This window comes from Campylobacter sp. CH246 (genome assembly GCF_004378835.1).
Lineage (GTDB): Bacteria > Campylobacterota > Campylobacteria > Campylobacterales > Campylobacteraceae > Campylobacter_D > Campylobacter_D jejuni.
In genome coordinates this window covers 203,960-227,312 of sequence record NZ_RYYA01000001.1, presented here as the reverse complement: position 1 = coordinate 227,312, position 23,353 = coordinate 203,960, and the positions used below count along the sequence as shown (strand labels likewise).

The 23,353-nt window shown below is 29.7% G+C and carries 21 protein-coding genes, 2 pseudogenes and 1 CRISPR repeat array; of the genes and pseudogenes, 9 read left to right on the top strand and 14 right to left on the bottom strand.

The genetic code is table 11. From position 1 onward, the window contains the following. Nucleotides 1–290: 290 nt before the first annotated feature. Nucleotides 291–1,439 (bottom strand): carboxynorspermidine decarboxylase, encoded by a 1,149-nt coding sequence (nspC, locus tag ELQ06_RS01245; protein ID WP_009883017.1) that lies wholly within the window; start codon nucleotides 1,437–1,439, stop codon nucleotides 291–293. A gap of 123 nt (nucleotides 1,440–1,562) precedes the next feature. Here nspC and cueO point away from each other — a divergent pair, with 123 nt between their 5' ends. From cueO to ELQ06_RS01220, 5 genes are read left to right on the top strand one after another with little or no spacing between them, the layout of a single operon-like run. Then, a complete protein-coding gene (gene cueO / locus ELQ06_RS01240) occupies nucleotides 1,563–3,104 on the top strand; it encodes a multicopper oxidase CueO (RefSeq protein WP_052794182.1) in 1,542 nt (513 codons plus the stop codon). A gap of 1 nt (nucleotide 3,105) precedes the next feature. Beyond that, the gene (locus ELQ06_RS01235) at nucleotides 3,106–3,327 is read left to right on the top strand and encodes a MoaD/ThiS family protein (protein WP_002779488.1); all 222 of its coding nucleotides are present in this window, start codon (nucleotides 3,106–3,108) and stop codon (nucleotides 3,325–3,327) included. Further along, the gene (locus ELQ06_RS01230; RefSeq protein ID WP_044260308.1) at nucleotides 3,328–3,771 is read left to right on the top strand and encodes a molybdenum cofactor biosynthesis protein MoaE; all 444 of its coding nucleotides are present in this window, start codon (nucleotides 3,328–3,330) and stop codon (nucleotides 3,769–3,771) included. It abuts the gene before it with no gap. Further along, a complete protein-coding gene (locus ELQ06_RS01225) occupies nucleotides 3,768–4,184 on the top strand; it encodes a GyrI-like domain-containing protein (protein WP_044260307.1) in 417 nt (138 codons plus the stop codon). The genes ELQ06_RS01230 and ELQ06_RS01225 overlap by 4 nt, the downstream gene beginning before the upstream one ends. 2 nt (nucleotides 4,185–4,186) lie before the next feature. After that, a complete protein-coding gene (locus ELQ06_RS01220) occupies nucleotides 4,187–5,377 on the top strand; it encodes a molybdopterin molybdotransferase MoeA (RefSeq protein WP_052782196.1) in 1,191 nt (396 codons plus the stop codon). Between the two features lie 114 nt (nucleotides 5,378–5,491). Further along, a CRISPR array of direct repeats spans nucleotides 5,492–5,726; the repeat unit is 37 nt; unit sequence GGTTTTAGTCCCTTTTTAAATTTCTTTATGGTAAAAT. Nucleotides 5,727–5,870: 144 nt separating this feature from the next. Here the strand turns inward: ELQ06_RS01220 and cas2 are convergent. The 3 genes and pseudogenes from cas2 to cas9 form a co-directional block, all read right to left on the bottom strand. Further along, nucleotides 5,871–6,302, bottom strand: coding sequence for a CRISPR-associated endonuclease Cas2 (cas2, locus tag ELQ06_RS01215; RefSeq protein ID WP_052782197.1), 432 nt, complete (start codon nucleotides 6,300–6,302; stop codon nucleotides 5,871–5,873). Then, a complete protein-coding gene (cas1, locus tag ELQ06_RS01210) occupies nucleotides 6,295–7,185 on the bottom strand; it encodes a type II CRISPR-associated endonuclease Cas1 (protein WP_038814336.1) in 891 nt (296 codons plus the stop codon). The genes cas2 and cas1 overlap by 8 nt, the downstream gene beginning before the upstream one ends. After that, nucleotides 7,172–10,137, bottom strand: a pseudogene (gene cas9, locus ELQ06_RS01205) (type II CRISPR RNA-guided endonuclease Cas9). The gene cas1 and the pseudogene cas9 overlap by 14 nt, the downstream one beginning before the upstream one ends. Before the next feature lie 248 nt (nucleotides 10,138–10,385). Here cas9 and dcuC point away from each other — a divergent pair. Beyond that, a pseudogene (gene dcuC / locus ELQ06_RS08675) lies at nucleotides 10,386–11,416 on the top strand (C4-dicarboxylate transporter DcuC); the annotation flags it as partial. A gap of 491 nt (nucleotides 11,417–11,907) precedes the next feature. Here dcuC and ELQ06_RS01190 read toward each other — a convergent pair. The 4 genes from ELQ06_RS01190 to purM all read right to left on the bottom strand — a co-directional run bounded on the left by ELQ06_RS01190 (nucleotide 11,908) and on the right by purM (nucleotide 14,333). Beyond that, on the bottom strand, nucleotides 11,908–12,696 hold the full coding sequence (locus tag ELQ06_RS01190; protein WP_230095737.1) for a hypothetical protein: 789 nt from the start codon (nucleotides 12,694–12,696) through the stop codon (nucleotides 11,908–11,910). A 193-nt stretch (nucleotides 12,697–12,889) separates the two neighbouring features. Next, the gene (locus tag ELQ06_RS01185; RefSeq protein ID WP_171910002.1) at nucleotides 12,890–13,132 is read right to left on the bottom strand and encodes a hypothetical protein; all 243 of its coding nucleotides are present in this window, start codon (nucleotides 13,130–13,132) and stop codon (nucleotides 12,890–12,892) included. A 2-nt stretch (nucleotides 13,133–13,134) separates the two neighbouring features. After that, entirely contained in the window at nucleotides 13,135–13,347 is a 213-nt protein-coding gene (locus ELQ06_RS01180) for a hypothetical protein (protein WP_002869217.1), read from the bottom strand. Beyond that, nucleotides 13,344–14,333 carry a phosphoribosylformylglycinamidine cyclo-ligase gene (purM, locus tag ELQ06_RS01175; protein ID WP_002860687.1) on the bottom strand — a complete coding sequence of 330 codons (990 nt, stop codon included), beginning with the start codon at nucleotides 14,331–14,333 and terminating at the stop codon, nucleotides 13,344–13,346. The genes ELQ06_RS01180 and purM overlap by 4 nt, the downstream gene beginning before the upstream one ends. Before the next feature lie 60 nt (nucleotides 14,334–14,393). Between purM and coaE the strand changes: the two genes are divergently transcribed. Genes coaE through ELQ06_RS01160 form a run of 3 tightly spaced genes read left to right on the top strand, consistent with a single transcriptional unit; the run spans nucleotide 14,394 to nucleotide 16,451 of the window. Then, on the top strand, nucleotides 14,394–14,999 hold the full coding sequence (coaE, locus tag ELQ06_RS01170; protein WP_044258915.1) for a dephospho-CoA kinase: 606 nt from the start codon (nucleotides 14,394–14,396) through the stop codon (nucleotides 14,997–14,999). Next, complete coding sequence (gene dapF, locus ELQ06_RS01165) at nucleotides 14,996–15,745, top strand: diaminopimelate epimerase (protein WP_038400693.1); 750 nt, start codon at nucleotides 14,996–14,998, stop codon at nucleotides 15,743–15,745. Before coaE ends, dapF begins: the two co-directional genes overlap by 4 nt. Next, nucleotides 15,720–16,451: a glucosaminidase domain-containing protein gene (locus tag ELQ06_RS01160; RefSeq protein WP_002855377.1), complete on the top strand. Its 732-nt coding sequence runs from the start codon at nucleotides 15,720–15,722 to the stop codon at nucleotides 16,449–16,451. Before dapF ends, ELQ06_RS01160 begins: the two co-directional genes overlap by 26 nt. Here ELQ06_RS01160 and ELQ06_RS01155 read toward each other — a convergent pair. From ELQ06_RS01155 to tupC, 6 genes are all read right to left on the bottom strand, one after another. After that, the gene (locus tag ELQ06_RS01155; protein ID WP_052797950.1) at nucleotides 16,448–17,485 is read right to left on the bottom strand and encodes an ATP-binding protein; all 1,038 of its coding nucleotides are present in this window, start codon (nucleotides 17,483–17,485) and stop codon (nucleotides 16,448–16,450) included. The two genes, ELQ06_RS01160 and ELQ06_RS01155, sit on opposite strands and share 4 nt — an antisense overlap. Nucleotides 17,486–17,549: 64 nt before the next feature. Beyond that, nucleotides 17,550–17,999, bottom strand: coding sequence for a Dps family protein (locus tag ELQ06_RS01150; RefSeq protein WP_052797951.1), 450 nt, complete (start codon nucleotides 17,997–17,999; stop codon nucleotides 17,550–17,552). 125 nt (nucleotides 18,000–18,124) lie between these two features. Continuing rightward, nucleotides 18,125–19,345, bottom strand: a complete 1,221-nt coding sequence (locus ELQ06_RS01145; protein WP_002855462.1) for a glucose-6-phosphate isomerase — start codon at nucleotides 19,343–19,345, stop codon at nucleotides 18,125–18,127. Then, the gene (galU, locus tag ELQ06_RS01140) at nucleotides 19,339–20,163 is read right to left on the bottom strand and encodes a UTP--glucose-1-phosphate uridylyltransferase GalU (protein ID WP_038816766.1); all 825 of its coding nucleotides are present in this window, start codon (nucleotides 20,161–20,163) and stop codon (nucleotides 19,339–19,341) included. Before galU ends, ELQ06_RS01145 begins: the two co-directional genes overlap by 7 nt. A gap of 81 nt (nucleotides 20,164–20,244) precedes the next feature. Next, the gene (gene acs / locus ELQ06_RS01135; protein ID WP_052797952.1) at nucleotides 20,245–22,218 is read right to left on the bottom strand and encodes an acetate--CoA ligase; all 1,974 of its coding nucleotides are present in this window, start codon (nucleotides 22,216–22,218) and stop codon (nucleotides 20,245–20,247) included. Nucleotides 22,219–22,356: 138 nt separating this feature from the next. Further along, complete coding sequence (gene tupC / locus ELQ06_RS01130) at nucleotides 22,357–23,352, bottom strand: tungstate ABC transporter ATP-binding protein TupC (RefSeq protein WP_002855825.1); 996 nt, start codon at nucleotides 23,350–23,352, stop codon at nucleotides 22,357–22,359. Nucleotide 23,353: the final 1 nt, after the last annotated feature.

Sequence of the window (23,353 nt, the reverse complement as noted above, 5' to 3'; positions counted from 1 at the left end):
TCAAAAATAGCTTTAAATTTTGCTTGAATGAATATTATGCAAAATATACCTAATATTCATTTTAAAGCCGATTTTTAAATCGATTTATCTTAATACTATTTGATTTAAAAATCACTGAATTTCAATAAAATTCCACAAGGATTTAAAATATTAAAAAATCATACCAAAGTATTGAAAATTAGATATTTGAGTTGATTTTATATTTGAAAAAATAAAATACTTTGCATAAAATTTACATCTTTGATTCTCTTCCGAGTAAAATTAACATTTTATGCAAATTATAAATAATACTAATTTCTTAAAGAATAATCCTTATAAGAAAATTCTCTTATCATTTGAAGTTCATTTTTTGCATTTAAAAGCATGAGATTTGGAAGTCTTATGCCATTAAAAGTTGTGTTTTTCACAATGGTGTAATGAATTTGATCTAAAAAAACAATTTTATCGCCGATTTTAAGCTTTTTATCAAAGGCGTATTCTCCCATTACATCACCTGCTAAACAAGTATTTCCAGTAAGCAAATAGGAAAATTCGCTTTCTTTTAAGTCTGAAATTTTTTCATTTTCTCTTGTGGCTAAAATTCTAGCATTTAAAACTTCACTTGTATAAGGCATGATAATAGTATCTGGCATATGTGCTTCGCTTGAAGTGTCTAAAATAGCAATTTGCTTTTCATTTTCTATGATATCTACTACACTAGCCACTAAATTTCCTGTTTGCCAACCTACCGCTTCACCTGGTTCAAGATAAACTTGCACGCTATATTTATCACTGAAATTTTTACACAAAGCAATAAGCTTTTCAACATCATAGCCTTTTTTGGTGATGTGATGCCCTCCTCCAAAATTCACCCATTTCATTTGCCCTATCCATTTGCCAAATTTCTCTTCAAAAACCTTTAAAACAGCTTCTAAAGCATCAGCACTTTCTTCACAAAGTGCGTGAAAATGAAGTCCTTCTATGGTACTTAAATCCACATTTTCAAAATCTTTAGCACGAATTCCAAGTCTTGAGTATCTTCCACAAGGATTGTAAAGTTCTTTTGGGGCTAGAGAAAATTCAACATTACAACGAAGACCTAAGGAATTTTTTTGTGTTTTAGCTTGAAATTTATGAAATTGAGCTAAAGAGTTAAACACTATATGATGAGATAAGCTGGCTATTTCATCGATTTCATCTTCTTTAAAAGCAGGCGAATAAGTATGAATTTCTTTATCCATGTATTCTTTAGCAAATTTTGCTTCCCAAAGTCCGCTACAAGTACAACCTTTTAAGTATTCTCCAACAATTTTCATCGCTCCTGAAAAAGCAAAACCTTTTAAAGCTAAAAGCACTTTAGCACCACTTTTTTCGCCAACACTTGCTAAAAGCTCGCAATTTTTTCTTAATTTATCTTCTTCTAAAATATAAGCTGGGGTTTGAATATTTTCATAAAACATTATTTTTCCTTGATTAAATTGCTAAAATCATAACAAAATTAAACCAAATTTTCAAAATAAATATTTACTAAAACTAAAAAAATAATGACTATAATACAAAAAATCAAGCAAAAGGAAAAACTAATGAATAGAAGAAATTTTTTAAAATTTAATGCACTCACTCTAGCAAGTATGGGTGTAGCCTATGCAAATCCTATGCATGATATGCACTCCATGCATAAAAATCATTCTATAAATCATGACTTAGATACTTCTTTTATCAACTTTGCTCCAAAAAATTTAAAGCTTTTAGATCCAAAACAATTCCCCCAAGGAGAAATTTTAAAAGCCTTGCCTTTGCTCAAAAATGAAAGTAAAGAAAAAAATATTTTTCGTGCTACCCTAGAAATCAAAGAAAATTATATAGAGCTTATCAAAGGTAAAAAAACCTTATTTTATACTTACAACGGTCTAGTGCCTGCTCCAAAAATAGAAGTTTTTGAAGGAGATAAACTTGAAATTTTAGTCAAAAATAAACTCAAAGAAGCTACAACCATACATTGGCATGGCGTTCCTGTACCACCTGATCAAGATGGAAGCCCACATGATCCTATCTTAGCAGGGGAAGAAAGAATATATCGTTTTGAAATTCCTCAAGATAGCGCAGGAACTTACTGGTATCATCCGCATCCTCATTATACCACTTCTAAACAAGTCTTTATGGGTTTGGCGGGGGCTTTTGTGATCAAAGCGAAAAAAGATGCTTTAAGTCATTTAAAAGAAAGAGATTTGATGATTAGCGATTTGCGTCTTGATGAAAACGCTCAAATTCCAAACAACAACCTAAATGATTGGCTTAATGGTAGAGAAGGAGAATTTGTACTCATCAATGGACAATTTAAACCTAAAATCAAACTCGCCACAAACGAACGCATACGCATTTATAATGCTACTGCGGCAAGATATTTAAATTTACGCATACAAGGGGCTAAATTTATACTTGTTGGTACTGATGGCGGACTTATAGAAAAAGCTATTTATAAAGAAGAACTTTTCTTAAGTCCTGCTTCTCGCGTAGAAGTTTTAATCGATGCTCCAAAAGATGGGGAATTTAGACTAGAAAGTGCTTATTATGATAGGGATAAAATGATGGTAAAAGAAGAACCTAATACCCTATTTTTAGCTAGTATTAGCCTAAAAAAAGAAAAATTAGAACTTCCAAAAAATTTAAAAATTTTCAAACCTTTAGAAGAGCCTAAGGAATTTAAAGAAATAATCATGAGTGAAGATCATATGCAAATGCATGGTATGATGGGAAAAAGTGAAAGCGAATTAAAAATCGCTCTTGCGTCTATGTTTTTAATCAATGGCAAAAGCTATGATTTAAAACGCATTGATTTAAGCTCCAAGCTTGGAGTAGTTGAAGACTGGATAGTGATAAATAAATCTCACATGGATCATCCTTTCCACATACACGGCACGCAATTTGAACTCATCTCATCAAAACTCAATGGCAAAGTTCAAAAAGCCGAATTTAGAGCCTTCAGAGATACTATAAATGTGCGTCCTAATGAAGAGTTAAGACTTAGAATGAAACAAGATTTTAAAGGACTTAGAATGTATCATTGCCATATTTTAGAACATGAAGATTTAGGAATGATGGGAAATTTAGAAGTAAAGGAATAAAATGGTAAAAGTGGAATTTTTAGGCCCTATAAATAAAGAAAATTTAGAACTTGAAGTAAAAAATTTAAAAGAATTAAAAGAAATTTTGCAAAAAGATGAGAGTTTAAAAGAATGGCTAGAACTTTGTGCTGTATCTTTAAATGATGAAATCATTTTTGATGAAAACACCAAGTTAAAAGATGGTGATAAAATAGCACTTTTACCGCCAGTTTGTGGGGGTTAAATGGAACATTTTACACTTTATCAAGGCTCTTTAGATATTCCTAAAATTTATAGCCAATGGTATGAATTTTCCAAGGATAAAAACTGCGGTGCTTTGCTGACTTTTTGTGGTATTGTGCGTGAAGAAGGAGGTATTGAGGCACTTAGTTTTGATATTTATGAACCGCTTTTAAAAAAATGGTTTGATGAGTGGCAAAAAAGAGTAGATTTTGATGGTATTAGCTTGCTTTTTGCTCACTCTATAGGCGATGTAGCGATACATGAAAGCTCGTATTTTGCAGGAATTTTAAGCAAACAAAGAAAATTAGGACTTAAACTTCTTAATGAATTTGTTGAAGATTTTAAAGCAAGTGCGCCCATTTGGAAGTATGATGTGATAAACAAAGAAAGAATTTATGCCAAAGAAAGATCAACCAAACTTTGCGGTGCAGGACTTTTAAAATGATACAAGAAATAGAAGAATTTAGTATTTATGGAGTAAGCGTTAAAACTGATGAGGAACTTGAGAGCGATTTAAATAGTTCTTTGATTTTTCCTTTGTGGAAAAAATTTCATAGCATCTTTGGTGCGCCCGATGAAATTTATAGCGTGTATTATGATTATAAAAACACTCACAAGCTAGAGTATAAAATTTGTGTGGGCGTGAAAAATCCTCACGAAAAAGGCGAAAAAATCTGTATAAAAGGTGGCAAATACATGCTTTTTGAAGGTTTTGGAAAACCTGAAATCATTGCCCCAAAACTTTGGCAAAATATCAATGAATTTTTTAAAAATTCAAGTCTCCAAAGAAAATTTGACACAGATTTTGAATTTTATACAACAAACAAGACTCAAATTTATATCAGTATAAAGGAATAAAGATGCTAATGTCTTATGAAGAAAGTTTAAAAATTTTACACTCTCATATCAAAACCTATGAAAAGATTGAAAAAATAGCTCTTACAGAGTGTTTAGGACGCATTTTAGCTCAAGATATAAAAGCCCCTAAAAATCAGCCTGAATTTCCAACCTCGGCTATGGATGGTTATGCGATCAAATTTGAAGATCAAGACAAGCCTTTAAAAATTTTAGGCCTCACACCTGCGGGCACTATGCCACAATTTAGCGTGCAAAATGGCACATGTGTAAAAACCTTTACAGGCTCACTCATGAGCGAAGGAAGCGATACTTTAGTCCCTGTTGAAAATGTACGCGTAGAAAATGATACTCTTTTTATAGAAAAAAAAGTTCCCCAAGCTTTTGCTGTGCGTGCGGTAGGAGAAAACTATAAAAAAGATGAAATTTTACTCAAAAAAGGCACAAGGTTAAATTATAGTGAGATAGCTCTTTTGGCTGAACTTGGATTTTTTCACATTAGTGTGTTTATAAAGCCTATTGTAGGGGTTTTAAGTAGTGGAAGCGAGATCAAAGATCTAGGAGAAGCCTTAGAAAATCCCGCTCAAATCCGCTCTTCAAATCATATCGCCATAGCTAATTTAGCTAAAAATTTAAATTGCGATACAAGGGTTTTTCCTCTTTTAAAAGATGATGAAAAAGCCACTTTTTCTACCCTTGAAAGTGCTTTGCAAAGTTGTGATATTTTGATTACAACGGGCGGGGTTTCTATGGGAGATTTTGACTTTTTAAAAAAAGCCGTCAAAGAATATGAAATCATCATCGATAAAGCCGACATAAAACCAGGCAGACATATCAAAATAGCTAAGGCTAATGAAAAATTCATCATCGCCTTACCAGGTTTTCCTTACTCGGCTATGGTAATGTTTAATCTTTACGCAAGAGAGATTTTAAACTCTTGGTTACTTCAACCTAAAGACTATATTTGCAAAGCCTTTTTACAAGGAAGTTACAAGAAAAAAACACCTTATTTAGAATTTGTCGCTTGCAATATAGAGTTTAAAAATGGACGCATTTTAGCCAATCTTGAAGGTAAGAAAGAAGGCTCTAGTGCGATTATAAACAATCTTAACAATAAAGCTGCCCTTATGGTGGTACCAAAAGAATGTGAAATGTTAGAAAATGAAAGCTTAGTGGATATTATCTTTATGCCTTAAAATTATTTAAATAATTTTATTTCGATTTTAATCAACCCTAAATTTCAATAAGTTTCAAATTTGCAACCTCCTTTTAGTGGAGTAATTAGCCCTAGCAGAGTTTCAATCCACTAGGGTTTTAGTCCCTTTTTCAATTTCTTTATGGTAAAATGCACCTGTTTTTGATTGAACGAAGCAACCAGTTTTAGTCCCTTTTTAAATTTCTTTATGGTAAAATCCAGCAAGTCGTGCAATTTTAATACACTGGGTTTTAGTCCCTTTTTAAATTTCTTTATGGTAAAATATATAATATTTAAAATTTGCTATTGTTTTGGTTTTAGTCCCTTTTTAAATTTCTTTATGGTAAAATAGATATTTACCAGATAATGAAAATTTAGGGGTTTTTTGATGAAAAATAGCAAAAATTATGCTATAATCTCATAAGAAATTTAAAAAGGGACTAAAATAAAGAGTTTGCGGGACTCTGCGGGGTTACAATCCCTTAAAACCGCTTTTAAAATTCAAATAAATTTTGCTGATGATATTTTTCTTGTTTTTTGTTTAGTTGTATTTCTTCATTATTTGAATTTTTGTATTTAAATTCTCCATGACTATCTATATCAAAAAGTGTTAAATTGGTTTCGTTATTAACTTTTTCATTAAAAACTATGCCACCAAGCAAAAGCTCCATTTTATCAAATTGCTTTTCAGTGATGATTAAAGCCCTTACATTTCCATAAGGTGGCAAAATCTTTTTTACATTTTCAATAGAACTTTTTGCAGAACTTAAACCCTTGCAAATACGCATATAAACGCTAAATTGCAGCATAAAATAACCTAATTTTATAAGATTGTTTCTAAATTTACTTGCTAGTTTTTGCTCTTTTTTACTTTTAGTAGATACATCAAACATCAAAAGCACGCGCATAAATTTATCTTCAATCATCAAATTTCACTATCTTTAGTTCATCTTCATACAATAAAGCATTTTTAAAATTCGCCACATAATGATTTATCGCTCTGTTTAAAGGATAATTTTGCCCATCAAAATTGATTTTGCTTTGTAAATTGCCAATCAACGCTCTTTTGTCATCTTTGCTTAAAAACTCACTTTCACCCTTAAGCTTTAAAACACAATCATCAACACTAGCCCTAAACACTTCTATCAAATCATCACAAAGCGCAAAAGAATTATAAATATTATCGTGCTTTATGCCAAGCCAAGGCAAAAGCCCACTTATACAAACTGCTCTAATAATACAAGCCCTAATGATTGCATAGCCATAATTTAAAGCAGAATTTTCAAAGCAAAGCTCATCTCTTGAAAAAGAAGTCCCAAACAAAGTTTTAAAATAAAGCGCCGCTGCAACAGCTTCGATATTTTTACTATCATTTAGACTTACTTTTTTAGCCAAATTTATAAGCTCATTGCTTTGCTCTATTTTATTGTGTTTTTTCAAAACAAAGGCTTGATTTAGGATTTTATTTTTAATGATTTTTTGCCATAAAATAGCCTTTTTTTGAGCACTTACATTTATTTGTTCTTTTGCGATTTTTGCACTTTGAAAATGCCCTAAAAAAGGAGCAAAAATACCATTTATACTATGAGTTTCATCGCAGGTTAGCAAGATGATTTTATGCTTTGCAAAAGCGTTAAAAAGCGCGGAACTAAGGCTTGCTTGTAAGCTTTCTAAAACGATGATATTTATATCTTTTAAAAACAATTTGGCTATATTTTCATCTTGCTTAATCACAAGATGATTTAGCTCTAAATTTAGCTTGGCATTAGAGCTAATAAGCAGTGTTTTAAAAGCTTCATCGTAACTCATTTTTAAAATCTTCTCTTTGTCTAAACTCAGCCTTTGTCACTTCTCCAAGTGCTGAAACTATGTATTTTTCAAATACTTTTAGATTTTGAATTCCTATGCTTTTTGCGATTACTTCTTTTTCATTTGCATTTTTAAACAATATTTTTTGATTTTTGCTTAGCGTTTCAAATTTATTATCGTGTTTTGAAACAATCAAACTAACAGTAGAGCTTGTAAAAGCATTAAAATAAACAAGTTCTGGCTCTTGCATATCTTTAGTTTGAATTAAAATCAAACTATCTTTGTATAAAGAAAAGCAAAACTCATAATTTTCATCCATTAAAATCCAGTCTTTTATCTCACCTTTTTTACTTCGTGCTACAGCTTTATTTGGTAATACTTTTAAAGCAAAATCCATAGTATAAATTGGCACAGCATAAAATTTATTTGTCTTTTTGTGTTTAAAAATATCCACTCTAAACATATCGCCATTTTTAACAATTTTACCATTTACTTTGCGGATTTTACCAAGTTCTAGGGCTTTTAAAACCCCTTCTTTTCCGCCGTATGATTGATAGAATTCTTCTTCTTTTCTAAATGTTTCTTCGTGTAAGGCTCCGCTTGGCTTTTTTCTCTCAGGTTTTGAGACAAAAATTTCATCAATTTTATCTAAAACCTTTTGCCTAAAACCACTAAAAGGCTCAAAAAACTTCCTTTTGTTTTTATAATCTAATTCACTAATTTTTTTTGCATAAAGTTCTGCACTGTTGCTTTCTTGCTCTTTTTTAAAATCAGAAAAAGCCTTTACGATAGAGTTGTTTGCATAAGCAATAATTACTGCATCAATAGCGTGATGAAGATGATTATTTCTATCCTTAGTGCTAAAGCCCCAAGTGTGTCTTAAAGCCGATGTTAGCATACCGCTTTTTGCTTCTACATGCACTTTTGAGCCTTTTTGTGTGTCGTTTAACTTTGTATTTTCATCATCGCTTAAAGGTAAAAAATCTAAATAATCTTTAGTATAGTTTAAAACAAGCCTTGCGATGTAGCGAGTATCGTTTAGATTTCTATCTTTAAAGTCTTTTTGCTCTTTGTCTTTATAGTTTTTATCTAAAATTCTTTTTTGCTTTTTTTCAGGTAAATTTTTTGCCAAAACTTCAATTTTCTGCCATTTTGTACTATCATTGCCAAAGGCTTCAAAGGGGGTTTTATTAAGCTTTTCTTGATTTTGCTTGGTAAAAACTAAAACCTTATTCATATAAGAATCATCAAAACTTCTAGAATAAGGGTAAATATGGTCAATTTCAAGCATTTTTTCATCTTGCAAATCACTAATTTTAATCTTTTCCCCACTATAAACACAAAATTCTTTTTGTTCTTTAAATAATCTTAATTTTAAAATATTTTTACTATTTATTTTTAAGCCTAGTTTTTCACATTCAAGTTCGGCGTCTTTTTTGGCCTTGTAGTTTTCATTTTGCTCTTTTTCTATTTTAGCTCTTTGGCTATAATTTTTACCTACTTCTCTTGCTAATTCAATGTTTATTTTATGCACTTTGCCGTATTTTTTAAGTAAAGCATTTAAGACCTTTCTGTATTCTTTAATCGCCCTTAAAACCACAGGATTAGTTACCTCATCTTTATAATAAGTTTCATTAAATGCGGGTAAAAAATCTTTTTTATCTTCATTGATTGCTACTTTTAAATTAAGCTCATTACAAGCTTCATCGTATTTTTTACCTTCAAGCATTAAAGGAGTGATAAGTTTTAAGGCTTTAAAACTTATATTTAAATGGTCTTTAAATTCCAATTTGCTTAAACTATCAATTTGATTTTGATTTAAATCATATTTTGCTAAAGCCTTTTTAAGCTTAATCTCATCTTTTATAAGGGTAATATCTTTTGCTATTTCATTTAAATCATCTTGGCTTAAACTATGATCACCTAGGGCTTTTATAAATTCTTTGTATTTTTTAAACTCAATAAAATAAATTCCTTTTTCTCCTTTAAATTCATAATCATCGCTTAAGCCCAAAAGCTTTTTTGTTTGTTTATAAGTTAGAGTGCCGTTTTTTAAAACTTCATTCAAAAGCGTGTTTAAATCATCTTTTGTATATAAAATTCCTTCAGTATTTTTAAGATTGTTTAAAAGATTGATAATTCTTGTAAGTGCTACAAACATAAAAGCTAAGGGAGAATTTTTTGGCGCTCTTTTTTCATCGGTAAAAAAACTACAATTTCCCACCAAATGAGAAAAATCTTTTAAAGCCCTTTTATAAAATGCTACACTAAGCACCTCTTCTTCAAATTTTTTTGAAAAAGAAAAGCCAAATTCTCTTTGTTTTTTAAAAATAAGCTTTAATTCATCTTTTAAAAAACTTTGCGCTATGCAGCGTTCATAACTTTCTTTTTTATTTCTAACATTTGTAAATTCTTTGGAATTTTCTTTGAATTTTTGAAAATACTCTTTATAAAGATACTCGCCCACACTTTGATAATTTGCTAGTTTTTCTTCATTTTGCTTGATAGCTTTTAAAATCGCACCTTTTTCTTTATCATCACTATTTTTAATATCATCATAGCCACGCCTTTTTGCAATATGTAAAATCACTCTTGCAAAATCTTGCTTACTTAAAAGCTCGTTTAAAGCTCTAAATCTTAACTCATAAGGGCTAATTAAAGATCCTTTATAAGCCTTGGCTAAACTTTCATCAAAGCTTTGATAATCTTCGTAATTTAACTTAAATTCATTTGCGATTAAATGTTTTAAGTGATTTAGCCTTGCTTTGCGTCTAGCAAGGCGTTTTCTAGCACTTCTTGCAAGGCGTCTTGTGGCAAGGCTAAGGATTCTCCTGTTTTGGGATTTTCAGCCTTTGTAAAAATCCTAACTCCACAATCTTTTAACTCATCATTTTCACTAAATGCCCAGCCAATAGAGCTTATTCCTATATCAAATGCCAAAATTCTTGCCACACTAGATCCTTTTTAATATTTATGATTTGTGTATAATTATAATACAAAAATCATTTTTTAAACAAACATAAACTTTTCAGTAACCAAACTATATATGTTAATTTTATAATACAAAAAACAAGTAATTTTTAAATAAAAAAATATTTTTTATTTAAAAATTTAGATAAAATCCAATTTATTGTAAATTCAAGAGACCCTATGCTAATTTTTATGATATACTCAAAAAAATACGATCCCATTTTTGTATTTTTCTTTCAAATATTATCTTGCTTATTTTTGCTTTTTATATCACAGGAACACCTATACCAAAAGCTCCAAGCAGAGAGTATACAAGCTTTTAAATGTTTTACTTGATAGTTATGCTTTTATCACAGCGACTTTTAAAAGTCAGCTTTCTGGAGTAGGACTTATTATCATGAGTGTGGCAGGTTTTGCTGCTTATATGAAACATATTAATGCTTCAGCAAAACTTGCTTTTTTAGCAAATAAACCCTTAGGAAAAATCAAAAATAAATACTTGATTTTAAGTGGAACTTTGTTGTTGGAATGGCTTTAAAAATCGTCATTTCTAGCTATGCTGGATTGCTTTTGCTTTTGTTAGCATGTATTTATCCTGTTTTAATCTCACTTAAAATCCGTCCTATTACAGCCGTATGTGCGCTTTCTTTAATTGCACTTGATTATGATCCAAAAGATGGAAATTCAATCAATATGGCAGATATGGTAGGACAAAGTGATAATGTCGTAGGGCTTTTTTTAAATTACCAAATTTATAGTGTGATTACCTATGTTGTAATTATTGCCATCTTGATTCCTTTTTATTTTGCTTGGATTGATAAAAGAGATAAAGAAAAAGGTGTTTTAAATGATGAAGTTGAAATTCCGCAAATCATTGATCCTAAATGTCCTACTTTTTACATACTCTTTCCTTGGTTACCTGTTATATTTTTATTTATAGCGTATTTTTTTACTATCAAGCTCAATGTTGTGATAGCAAATTTTGTAAGAATTTCTTTAGTTTTTCTTGTTGAATTTGCAAGACACAGAAATGCTAGAAAATTAGGCGAAGATATGATGGTGATTTTAAAAGACTATGGCTGAAATTTTTATCTCAGTCGTAAGCATAATCATCGCCGCTGGAGTATGCGCTAAAGGCATTAAAGCACTTGGTGGAGTTAATATCCTTACTAACGCGGTTTCAAATCTTGGAACAGGAAATTTTGCATGGTTTGGAATTCTTTTGAGTATAGCTATTTTAAGCTTTTTAGTTTATTTTGCCAATGCTATATTGAATAGGATTTGCATCAAAATTTAAAAGTATAAATATTGAAGAAAGTTTTTTGCAAGTTCTATCCAAATCTTTTGTGAAAAAATCAAACCCTCTATATTTACTATTAATTTGAAAAAGTATTAATATTTATAATTTTTTCATATTTAATATCAATTTAACTAAAAATTCATCACTTAATTTTGTATCACGAGGCAAAAAGTCTTTAATTTAAGTAAAATCAATCTATTTAAATTTCTTATCAAAATATTTAGTATCAACTGCTCTAACTAACTTTAAAGCAATTTCACTCATATGTTTTCTAGCTCTAAAAAATGAAAAAAGAGATGATCAAATTTTTAGAAGTTAAACTATAAAATGTGGATAAACTATATATTTTTTAATTTTTAAATATTATAATTACTTAACACCCCATAAAGAGCTTTAAGACATACGAATATATCCTAATAAACATCTACGTAAAATAGTATTTTTTCATCATTCTAACATATTTTTACATTTTTTTGTCCTTTAAGCATAAGCCAAACAATTAAAAATGAAACGAAATAAACAACTTGAAAAAGTAATTTATAATTATCTATGAGCATCTTTATAGGACTTTTTGTAAATATATAATAGTTATCAACCATCATAAAAATAAAGAAAATTAATATTATCAAAATTTCTATGCAAACATAAAATGCAAAAATAAGATAAAAAAGTTTTTCCTTTGTAATTTGAATCAAAATTTTAAAAAATAAAAAAGCAAAAATAATATAGCATAGACTTAATATTATGTTTAAACTTCCATATACAATTTCTGGTCGTTGATCTACCATAAAATCAGGAATAAAAAGAAGATGACTACCAAAAACACTTAAACCTTGCCATATAAAAAAATAAATAAAAAGTTTGTAATTTTTTATCTTTTTACAAAACAAAAACACACTAAGCAAAGCTAGAATTATGGCTGTGTAAAATAAAGTTTTTTTTGTGTAGTAAAACCTAAAATCTTCAAAGCTAATAATTTCTAATATAAACGAAAATGTTAAAACGAGCAAGTTTAAAATTATAAATGAAGCCATTGTGATTTTAATCCATTTTAAATCAAAATCAAAAACCTTTTTTTGTGCTTTTGCCAATCTTTCTTCTAAATTTGAAAGTTCTTGCTCATCAAATTCTTTAAATTTGACCCACGCTAAAATCCAAAAAACCAAACTTGCTAGCAAAAACACCAAGCCTATGCCGATAATCAAAGTAAGAAGCCCTAAAAAAACAAGTATTAAAAGCATAAATAAAATACTTTTGCTTTGTTACTCTAGCGATTTCATAAGAAAAAGCTTTCAAAAAAGGAAAAATCAAAGCCAAAATAGCAAAATGTAATACTAAAAATATAGCAATAGCCATAAAATATTATCTTGATTAAAATAAAGCCCACCAAAAATGCCAGTTCTAGGCTTTAGCATTGCAAATAAAATACTTGTATTAACAAGAAGACCAAAAAAATCCAATCCCTACACTAATAAGGAAATTCTTAAACAAATTTTTAGCATCACCATAGATTTTTAAATCATAAAGCACAATAAAAAATAAAATCCAACTCGCAAGAACAAATAAAACTCCAAGATAAGGAATGATACCTAAAAACCCACAAATAATACTCGCTATTGCTTTTAAGCGAATTTCTTTTATCTTTTTTTGAAACAAAGCTTCATTTAAATTGTGCATTTTTATCCTTTATTTAATACATTCGAACAAAAATATTTCGTTTTATCATCTTTGGCAATTTTTATCAAAACCGCCCATTTCCACACATTAACTCTAAAAATTTTATCTTTCTTATTTACATAAGAAAGATAAAATTTTAGTTTGTCTTTATGGGCTTTTATGGGCAAAATTACATACATTTTAGCACATAAATAATCATAATAATTTGTTTTCACTCTAAAACAATACCTTCATTAATGCAAATTTCGCCGATAATAAAGGCATCTGAATTTTCTAAAACCTTACTTACATTAGAAGGATCTACAACCATTACTAAACCCACTCCCATGTTAAAGCTTCTATACATTTCGCTTTCTTCTACAGCCTGTCCTATAGTATAAAAAATTTCAGGAGTTTTAAGATGATGTTTGCGTATAGTTGCACCCATACCACGAGGCAAAACGCGTGGTAAATTTTCTACTAAACCACCCCCTGTAATATGAGCTAGAGCACTAATATAAGGCTTTAATGTAAGAAAATCACGCACATAAATCCTTGTAGGCTCTAATAAAATATCAATTAAATTTTTATCCCCTATCTTGTCATCAAATTTTAATTTTAAACTTTCAAAAAGTACTTTTCTAGCTAAAGAATAACCATTTGAATGAAGTCCTGAACTAGGAAGTGCCAATAAAATATCACCATTTTTAACAAATTTACTTCTATCGATCTCATCTTCTTCAGCCATACCCACTGCAAAACCCGCAAGATCAAAATCATCTTTTGCATACATTCCAGGCATTTCAGCAGTTTCTCCGCCGATTAATGCACAATTTGCCATCTTACATCCCTTGGCAATGCCTGATACAACAGCCTTTGCTACTTCTACTTCGAGCTTAGCTGTAGCATAATAATCTAGGAAAAACAAAGGCGTAGCAAAATTACAAATCAAATCATTCACACACATTGCTACTAAATCTTGCCCTATAGTATCATATTTTTTAGCATCAATTGCCAAGCGAAGCTTGGTACCAACACCATCTGTTGCACCTAAAATCACAGGCTTTTTAAAACCACTTGGCATTCTAAAAGCACCAGCAAAAGAACCAATTCCGCCTACAACATTATCATTAAAAGTTTCTTTAACCAAAGGTTTTATAGCCTCTACAAAGGCATTTCCATTATCTATACTTACGCCTGCATCTTCATATGAAATTTTCATTTATTTTCCTTTAAGAACTAAAAAGGTATTTTAACGAAAAAAGTTTTAATAAGGCATAAGATGAAAAATGCTTTTTTTGTAACCGCTTCAATTGCTTGTGGTAAAAGCACTTTTATAGAAATAGCGAATTCTTTAGGCTTTAAAAGCATTAGCGCAGATAAAATTGCTCATAAAATTTTAGATGAAAATGCTTTAGAACTTGAAAAGATTTTTTCTCCCTTTAACTTAAAAAATTTACTCACAAAAGAAAAGAAAATCGATAGAAAAATCCTTGGAGAAATTGTTTTTAACAACAAAGAAGCTAAAAAAACCTTAGAAAATTTCACTCATCCTAAAATTCGAGCTAAAATTTTAGAACAAATGCAAATTCTAGATAAAGAAAATAAAGCTTTTTTTGTAGAAATTCCTCTTTTTTTTGAAAGCGGTGCTTATGAAAATTTAGGCAAAGTCATTGTAATTTACACACCTAAAGAATTAAGCCTTAAAAGAATCATGCAAAGAGATAAGCTCAGCTTAGAAGCTGCAAAAACAAGACTTGATTCTCAAATAGATATTGAAGAAAAACTTAAAAAAGCAGATTTTATCATTAAAAATACTAATTCTTATGTCGATTTTAGGCAAGAATGTGTTAAAGTAATACAAGAAATTTCTAAAGGAAAAATGTGAAATTTTATAAATATTGTGCAAGTGGGAATGATTTTGTCATAACAAATGCTGATAGAAAAGAAGATAGAAGTGCTTTAGCTAAAGAACTTTGCAATCGTTATGAGGGCATAGGTGGGGATGGCTTTATCGTGATATTGCCTCATGAAAAATACGACTTTGAATGGGAATTTTATAATAACGATGGCTCAAGGGCTGCTATGTGTGGCAATGGCTCAAGGGCTGCGGCACATTTTGCACATCATATTAACAAAATAAATCCTAACATGAGTTTTTTAACCGGTGCAGGAATAATAAAAGCAAAGGTAAATCAAGATAAAGTTGAAGTATCTTTAGGCAAAATAAAAAGCGTGCAAAATACTTTTGAAGAATTAGGAAAAACTTGGCAACTTTGCGACACTGGAGTTCCACATCTAGTGCATTTTTGTCAAAATTTAGATGAATTTGATACAATACTTTGTCAAAAAATGAGACAAAAATATAATGCCAATGTTAATTTTGTAAAAATTTTAGATGAAAATCATTTAAAAGTTCGTACCTATGAACGCGGAGTTGAAGATGAAACCTTAGCTTGTGGCACAGGAATGGGGGCTTGTTTTTATCTGGCATTTTTAAATAAAAAAGTACAAAATAAAGTTAAAATAACTCCTAAAAGTGGTGAAAAGGTTGGGTTTACATATAAAAATGAAGAATTGTTTTTTGAAGGAAAGGTAAAGTATTGTTTTGAAGCCAATTATAATTTTTCTTAGTCTTTTTCTAATCCCACTTTTTGCTGATGATCTAAAAAATGGCTTTGGAGAGGAATATTACAAACTTGATATAGATCAAAAAAGACAAATTTTTTTTATAAAAATGAATGAAATGTTTGATCAAAGCTTTAAAAAAATTGAACAAGAAAGAGCTTTTATCGAAGCCTTTTTTAAAGATGCTTACAAAACAGGCTTTAGGACTTCAAATCAAACAAATCTTGAAAAACTTATCACGATAAAAAACAAATATCGCATTGAAAATCTTTATGATTTTGCAGAATATAAAAAACGTATTCAAAAAATTCCAAAATCCATGGGTATAGCCCAAGCTTTAGTTGAAAGTGCTACAGGTACAAGTCGCTTCGCAAGAGAAGCAAATAATCTTTTTGGAGAATGGACTTGGGGTGAGAAAGGTTTAATTCCTGATTTAAGACATCCAGATAAAAAACATAAAATTAAGATTTTTGATAGTCTGCAAGATAGTGTTTACTCTTATGTTTTAAATTTAAATCGTCATTTTGCTTATGAAAAGTTTCGCGATGCAAGAGCTAAATTTGCAAGCGAAGGCAAAGAGATAACAGGACTAGAGGCTATTAAAACTTTAGATTCTTATTCTGAACGCAAGGGATATTATATCAATCTTATTACAAAAATCATCAAACGATACAACCTTGAAAAATACGATACAAACTCAAACAACACCTAAAATCCAAGTGAAAATTTATCAAAAGATATGACTTCAAATTTAACCCCTTGCTCAAAAAAACTATCCTCGCTTGAAAGAGTGATAAAAATCACATGAAAAATTCCAAGTTCTAAAGCCTTTGGTAAAATTTTCTTAGCACGTAATTTAATCAAATCAATATCTAAAGTTGGACTTGAAATATAAGCAATTTTAGATATTTGGCTATAAAAGTTAAAGTATTTGTTATAAAAAAAATCTTCTTTAAATTTAAACAACTCGCTTAAAACTAAATTTTCAAATAAATGCGAAAAATCCTTTGAAATACAAAGATTATTTCTTAGGCCAAAATCTTTAAAATAAATCTTTTGAAGTTTTTTTTCATCATGTTTTAAAGTATAGATCACATAAGTATTTTCTAATTTTTTTATAGCTTGATAAACACTATCTTTTGAAGTTTTTAATATTTTTTTAAGTTCTATAAATATCTTAGAAATACTGATTTGCTGACCCAAATTTAAAGCTAAATACTTTAAAATTTCTAATTCTAAAAGAGTAAAGCTTTGTCTTAGAAGTATGTTTTTTTCTCCAAATTTACTGCGTCCACTTTGCAAAAAAAGACCTACTAAATTATTTATAGGTAAATTTTTCTTACTTACACTAATAAATTCTTCAAAATCAAAATAATCAAGTTCAAGTTCTTCAAACCCATTTATATTTAAATCTTTTATATTTGTACTTAAGATGATGGGAATTTTAATTTTTTCTAAATTAGGGATAAAATCCAAATTATAAAGGCAAAGAATTTTAATTTGTAAATTTTCATTCAGAAAATCAGCAAGTCTTTCTAAACTTTGTTTTTCAAAGCGTGTATCATATAAATCTAAAAACAAAATTTCACTTGCTTTAAATTGAGATAAAAAATTAAAAATAAGTGTTTTTTTACCACAAAATCGTGGGCCTTTTATGATAATATTTGGTTTTGAAATTTGAATTTTTCTTTCATAACTTACTTCAAATTTAGGGTGATTTTCATAAAAAAAATTAAGTACTTTCAATTTTATCCTTTAAAAAAGGATATTATAACCTAGTTTGTATAATTGGGGCATAAAGCCCCTTAAATTACATTTTGCAAGCACCTTGCAAAGTAGCGCCTATCATCCAAAGACTTTTTTCATATTTTGCGATATTTTCTTGCGCAAAAGCAGCTGTTGTGGTATCACTTTCTTTTTCTGCTGCTTCATTGAGTTTTTTAAATTCTGCTAAAAGATATTCATAATCTTGTTTGATCAGTTCTATGACTTCAAGTGGAGTAAAGCAATCTTTTGCAACTTTTGGACTTTTTGCATTTTCCATTAAAACTTTTTGGCAAGTGATGGCTTTTTCGCGAAGTTGTAAAACTCTTTCAGCACAACTATCAAAAAGTTCTGCCATTTCTTCATAAGCTTTTTCTGTGTATTCGTGTATAGAAAAAAATTGCAAACCTTTTACATTCCAGTGATAATTATGAAATTTAACCCATAGATGATGAGCATCTGCTTGCATTTGTAATAATTGTTTTGTAACTGACATAATTGACTCCTTTTTTGATTTTTAAAATTATAACATAAAATTCTTAAATAATAATTATTATTAATTAAAAATTTTTATTATAATTTTAATTTAAAATCATTATACTCTTTTTTAATGAATTTTGATTAAGAATTTAATATATTTTTTAAGATCAACTTTCCAACTTCCACACCAGGTTGATCATAAGTGTTAATCCCTAGCATAACACCGCAAGTTGAAGTAAAAAGTTCATAATAATACATCAAATATCCCGCATGCCAAGCATCAAGTTTTTCAAGTTCTATCACATCAACACTCAAATTTTCAGCGATTAAAGCGTGCATAGTTGCATCACATTGAGCGTTTAAAAGTTCGTGAAGATTGACTTTATTACTTAAAGAATCTAAAAATTTAAAATGAATATCAGGAATAATAGGTGCTTTTTGAGCGTCTTTGATTTTTAAAAAAGTTACAGTTTTATTTTTAGGTCCATCCATAATGAGTTGTAAAAAACTATGCTGATCTCTTGCTCCAATGAGTGCAATAGGAGTTAAACCTATACGTTTATAGCCTTGCTTTTTACCTAAACTTTCAGCAATAAGCTGGATATACCATTCATTAAAGCCTTTAAAAGCATCACTATATGAAAAAAGTACATTGATATTGGCATTTTTGTGTGTGCAATAATGATAGGCTTTTTGTAAAATTTCATCTTTTTTATGAGTAAAAAAATCTTCAAAACAAGCTTTAGCTCCTTCTAAAAGAGCTTTGGCATTATAGCCACAAAAACAAAGCGGAACTATACCTACGGCTGAAAGTATGCTAAAACGACCTCCTACATTTGCAGGGATAAAAAAGCATTTAATACCTAAATTTTCACCTTCTTGATGAAGTTTTGAATCCTTATCGGTAATAAAAACAAAGTATTTTTTTAATTCTTGCATATCAAGTTTAAAATGTTCAATAAGAAGTTTAAAAAGCGATACAACTTCTATAGTGCTACCTGTTTTACTGATGATTAAAAACAAACTTTCTTCAAGCTTGATTTTTTCTAAAGTCTTATTAAAAGAATGCGAGCTTGTGTTATCGAGTATAAAAAGCTCTCTTTGGTTGCTTTTTTCATTAAAAAGCATATCACGCAAGGCTTTTACACCACAACTTGAACCTCCCATTCCCACTAAAACGATATTTTTTACATACTCTTTATCTTGAATAAATTGCAAGCTCTCATCGATTAAATTTAAACTTGTGTCAATAAGATGATAATACCCTATATCTCCACTTTTTACCTCATCATTAATACGATTTGCATAAGAACTTATAGTGTGAATTTCACTTTGTTTAAAAAAAAGCGTATTGTTTAACATTTACTTTTCTCGTAAAAATAATTTGTCGCCTCTACAAAGCCTTCTACACTTCCACAATCAAAACGTTTCCCTTGAAATTTATAAGCTAAAACCATACCATTGGTTGCTTGAGTTAAAAGCGCATCTGTAAGTTGGACTTCACCATTTTTTCCCGCTTTAGTATTTTCTAAAATTCCAAAAATATCAGGAGTTAAAATATATCTTCCTATGATAGCAAGATTACTTGGAGCTTCATCAGGACTTGGTTTTTCTATCATAGAATTAACCATAATAAGATTGTCTTCTACAAAATTTCCAGAAATTACTCCATAGTTTGAAACTTGCTCTTTTGGTACTTCCATCACAGCTATGATGGTGCAGCGATATTTTTCATAAATTTTTACCATTTGAGCCATAACATTTAAGCCTTCTTCATTGACACACAAATCATCGGCTAAAATTACGCCAAAAGCTTCATCGCCAACCAAAGGTTTACCTTTTAAAACCGCATCACCTAAGCCTTTCATTTGATTTTGTCTTGTAAAAGTAAAGGTGCAACGATTGATTAAAGAACGAATTTCATCAAGTAAGTATTCTTTTTTTGTACCTGAAATTTGATGTTCAAGTTCATAAGAAATATCAAAATAATCCTCCAAAGCTCTTTTTCCACGCCCTGTGACAAATCCCATATTTTCCATTCCTGCTTCTAAAGCTTCATCAACTCCATAATGGATCAAAGGCTTGGTTAAGATAGGTAACATCTCTTTAGGTAAAGTTTTTGTTGCAGGTAAAAATCTCGTCCCATAACCTGCCGCAGGGAAAATACAAGTTTGAAGCATAAAAATTTCCTTTTATTTTTTTATCATTATAGCTTATTTTTATGAATTTTCATGCAACTAGGCAAAGTTCTTTTTGCCTTGTTATTCAAACTCTGCCTTAGCTAATTTAACAATGATTTCTACTACTTTAGAATCTTCAAGTGTTGAAATATCCTGTTTGATTTCTTCACCTCTTGCTATAGTTCTTAAAATTCTTCTCATTATTTTACCACTTCTAGTTTTTGGCAAACCTGGAGTATAAAGAATTTTTTCTATTTTAGCTATAGGTCCTATTTCTACTCTTAAAATGTCATTAAGTTCTTTTAAAGTTTCTATAGCTCCACCAAGATCACAACTGGATGTAGGGCTTAAAACCACAAAAGCAAACAATGACTCACCCTTAATCGCATCCAAAATGCTCACTACAGCTGATTCTGCTACACTTGGATGTTTAGCAATAGCACTCTCAATTTCAGCCGTTCCTATACGATGTCCTGCAACATTAACCACATCATCTGTTCTTCCTGTGATGGTAATATAACCATTTTTATCGTAAAAAGCACCATCGCCACTAAAATATACAGCTTTTCCATCTTTTTTAGCTTGAGAAAAATAACTTTCTATATAGCGTTCATCATTACCCCAAATTCCACGAATCATCGAAGGCCAAGGTTTAGTTATACAAAGCAATCCATCTTCACCTTCATCTTTTTTATTGCCTTCTTCATCAATAACTTCTGCAAAAATTCCTGGCAAAGGCAAGGTGGCACAACTTGGTTTTAAAGGAGTAGCGCCTGGTAAAGGCGTGATCATATGCCCACCTGTTTCTGTTTGCCACCAAGTATCGACTATAGGACTTTTAGTTCCCCCTATTTCATCATAAAACCACTTCCAAGCACTAGGATTGATAGGCTCTCCAACCGTTCCAAGCACTTCAAGCGTGCTTAAATCATATTTTCTTGGCTCGTTAGGTGCATCAGCATGAAGCATTCTTATAGCAGTTGGCGAAGTGTAGAATTTGCTTATTTGATACTCTTCTATCATTCTCCACCAACGCCCAGAATTTGGATAAGTAGGAGTTCCTTCATGCATTATAGTCGTTGCTCCACATGCTAAAGGCCCATAAACTACATAAGTATGTCCTGTAATCCAACCCACATCAGCACTACACCAATAATTATCATAATCTTTAATATCAAAAACCCATTCCATAGTCATTTGTGCCCAAAGTATATATCCTGCACTTGCATGCATAACTCCTTTTGGCTTTCCCGTTGATCCTGAAGTATAAAGTAAAAATAACAAATCCTCACTATCCATGATTTCAGGTTCACACTTATAAGACTCATTTTTCACAAGTTCGTTATAAACATAGTCCCTTCCTTTAATATATTCTATAGGCTCATTATTGCGTATAACTATAAGTACTTTTTCTACACTTTCACACCCTTCACTTAAAGCCTTATCTACTGCAGGTTTTAACATATAAGGTTTGCCACGACGAAAAGCACCATCAGCCGTTACTACAAGTTTAGCTCCTGCATCTATAATTCTATCTCTTAAGGCTTCTGGAGAAAACCCTCCAAATACCACACTATGAATAGCCCCAATCCTTGCACAAGCTAACATTACTATAGCTGTTTGAGGAATCATAGGCATATAAATTACAACCCTATCACCTTTTTTTACTCCGAATTTTTTAAGCAAATTAGCTGTTTTACAAGTTTCATGCAATAATCTTCTATAAGTATAAACTTCATAATCTCCCATTTCACCTTCAAAAATCAAAGCAGCTTTATTGCGTCTTGTTTTCATATGACGATCAAGACATTGATAACTTACATTTAAAGTTCCACCTTCAAACCATTTATAAAATGGAGCTTTATCCTCATTTAGCACTCTTGAAAAAGGCGAAAACCACTCGATCTTCTCAAGTGCTTGTCTTTTCCAAAAACCTTCAAAATCTTCCTTGGCTTCATCGCATAAATCATAGTATTCACATAAATTTTTTATACGAGCATTACGAGAAAATTCTTTACTTGGCTTAAAAAGCTCTTGATTATTTTGATTAAGCATAAAAACTCCTTATATGGTTATTTTTAAACATTATATAAGAGTTTATTTGTATGAAATACAAATTTAAAAAATAATTAAGATAAATTTTATAAAAAATGGGGATATTTGTAATATTTTATTTAAATTTTATAATGTATGTTAATTTAAGAAACATATTGCATCTTCATAAAAATAAAGACTGAGTTCTTCGTATAATTTTAAATCGAATCTTAAAAATTCTTGTTTTTCCAAGGCAAATTCTAAAATTTTATCCATACAACTTACCCTTATAAAAACATCACTTTTCCTACTTCTAAGTGCTATAATATAACATTTTTCTAAAATAAAATCATAATTATTTTTTGGAATATTTTTAGAATTAAAAAAAGAAATTTTATAAGGATCAATAGCAATTTTACTTGGAGGTTTTTTAAAATCTTTATATTTTTTACAATTACTAAAATCTATAAAATTACAAAATTTCACACCTTGATTTTCTAGTTCAAAAACATTAGTATTTTCAAATTCTAAAATTTCTCCACTGTGCAAATAAAGTTTTTTTTGCGCCAAAGAATCTAAAAAATGTTTATCATGACTTGCGATTAAAAAACCTGTATTGAAATTTTCATGCATTTTAAGAATAGCTTTTTTAAATAAAAGTGTAGTATTTTTATCCAAAAAAGCACTTGGTTCATCAAGTAAATAATACTTCGCTCTTACGCTTAAAGCTATAGCAAAAGCTATTTTTTGACTTTGTCCTGATGAAAGTTCATTAGGATGTTTACTTAAAAGACTTTCATCTAAATTTAAAAACATCAAACTTTCTTTTATGCGTTCTTCAATATCTTCTTTAATCCCATAAGTTTTTAAGGTAAATAAAAAATTTGCCCTTACACTACGATTTAACAAAATAGGCTCTGGAAAAAGCAAATAAATTTCACGCTTTTGTTTATTATTAGGTTTAAAATTTCCAAAATAAGAAATATTTTTTGAAAAATCTCCTTCTAAAAATTTTAATATTCTTAAAAATGTAGATTTTCCACTTCCATTCGCTCCCATTAAGATGCTAATTTTACTTGTATCAAGTTTTAAATTTTTGATTTTTAAAACTTCTTTGTTTTGATAGTTGAAAAAAAGATTAGAAATTTCTATCATT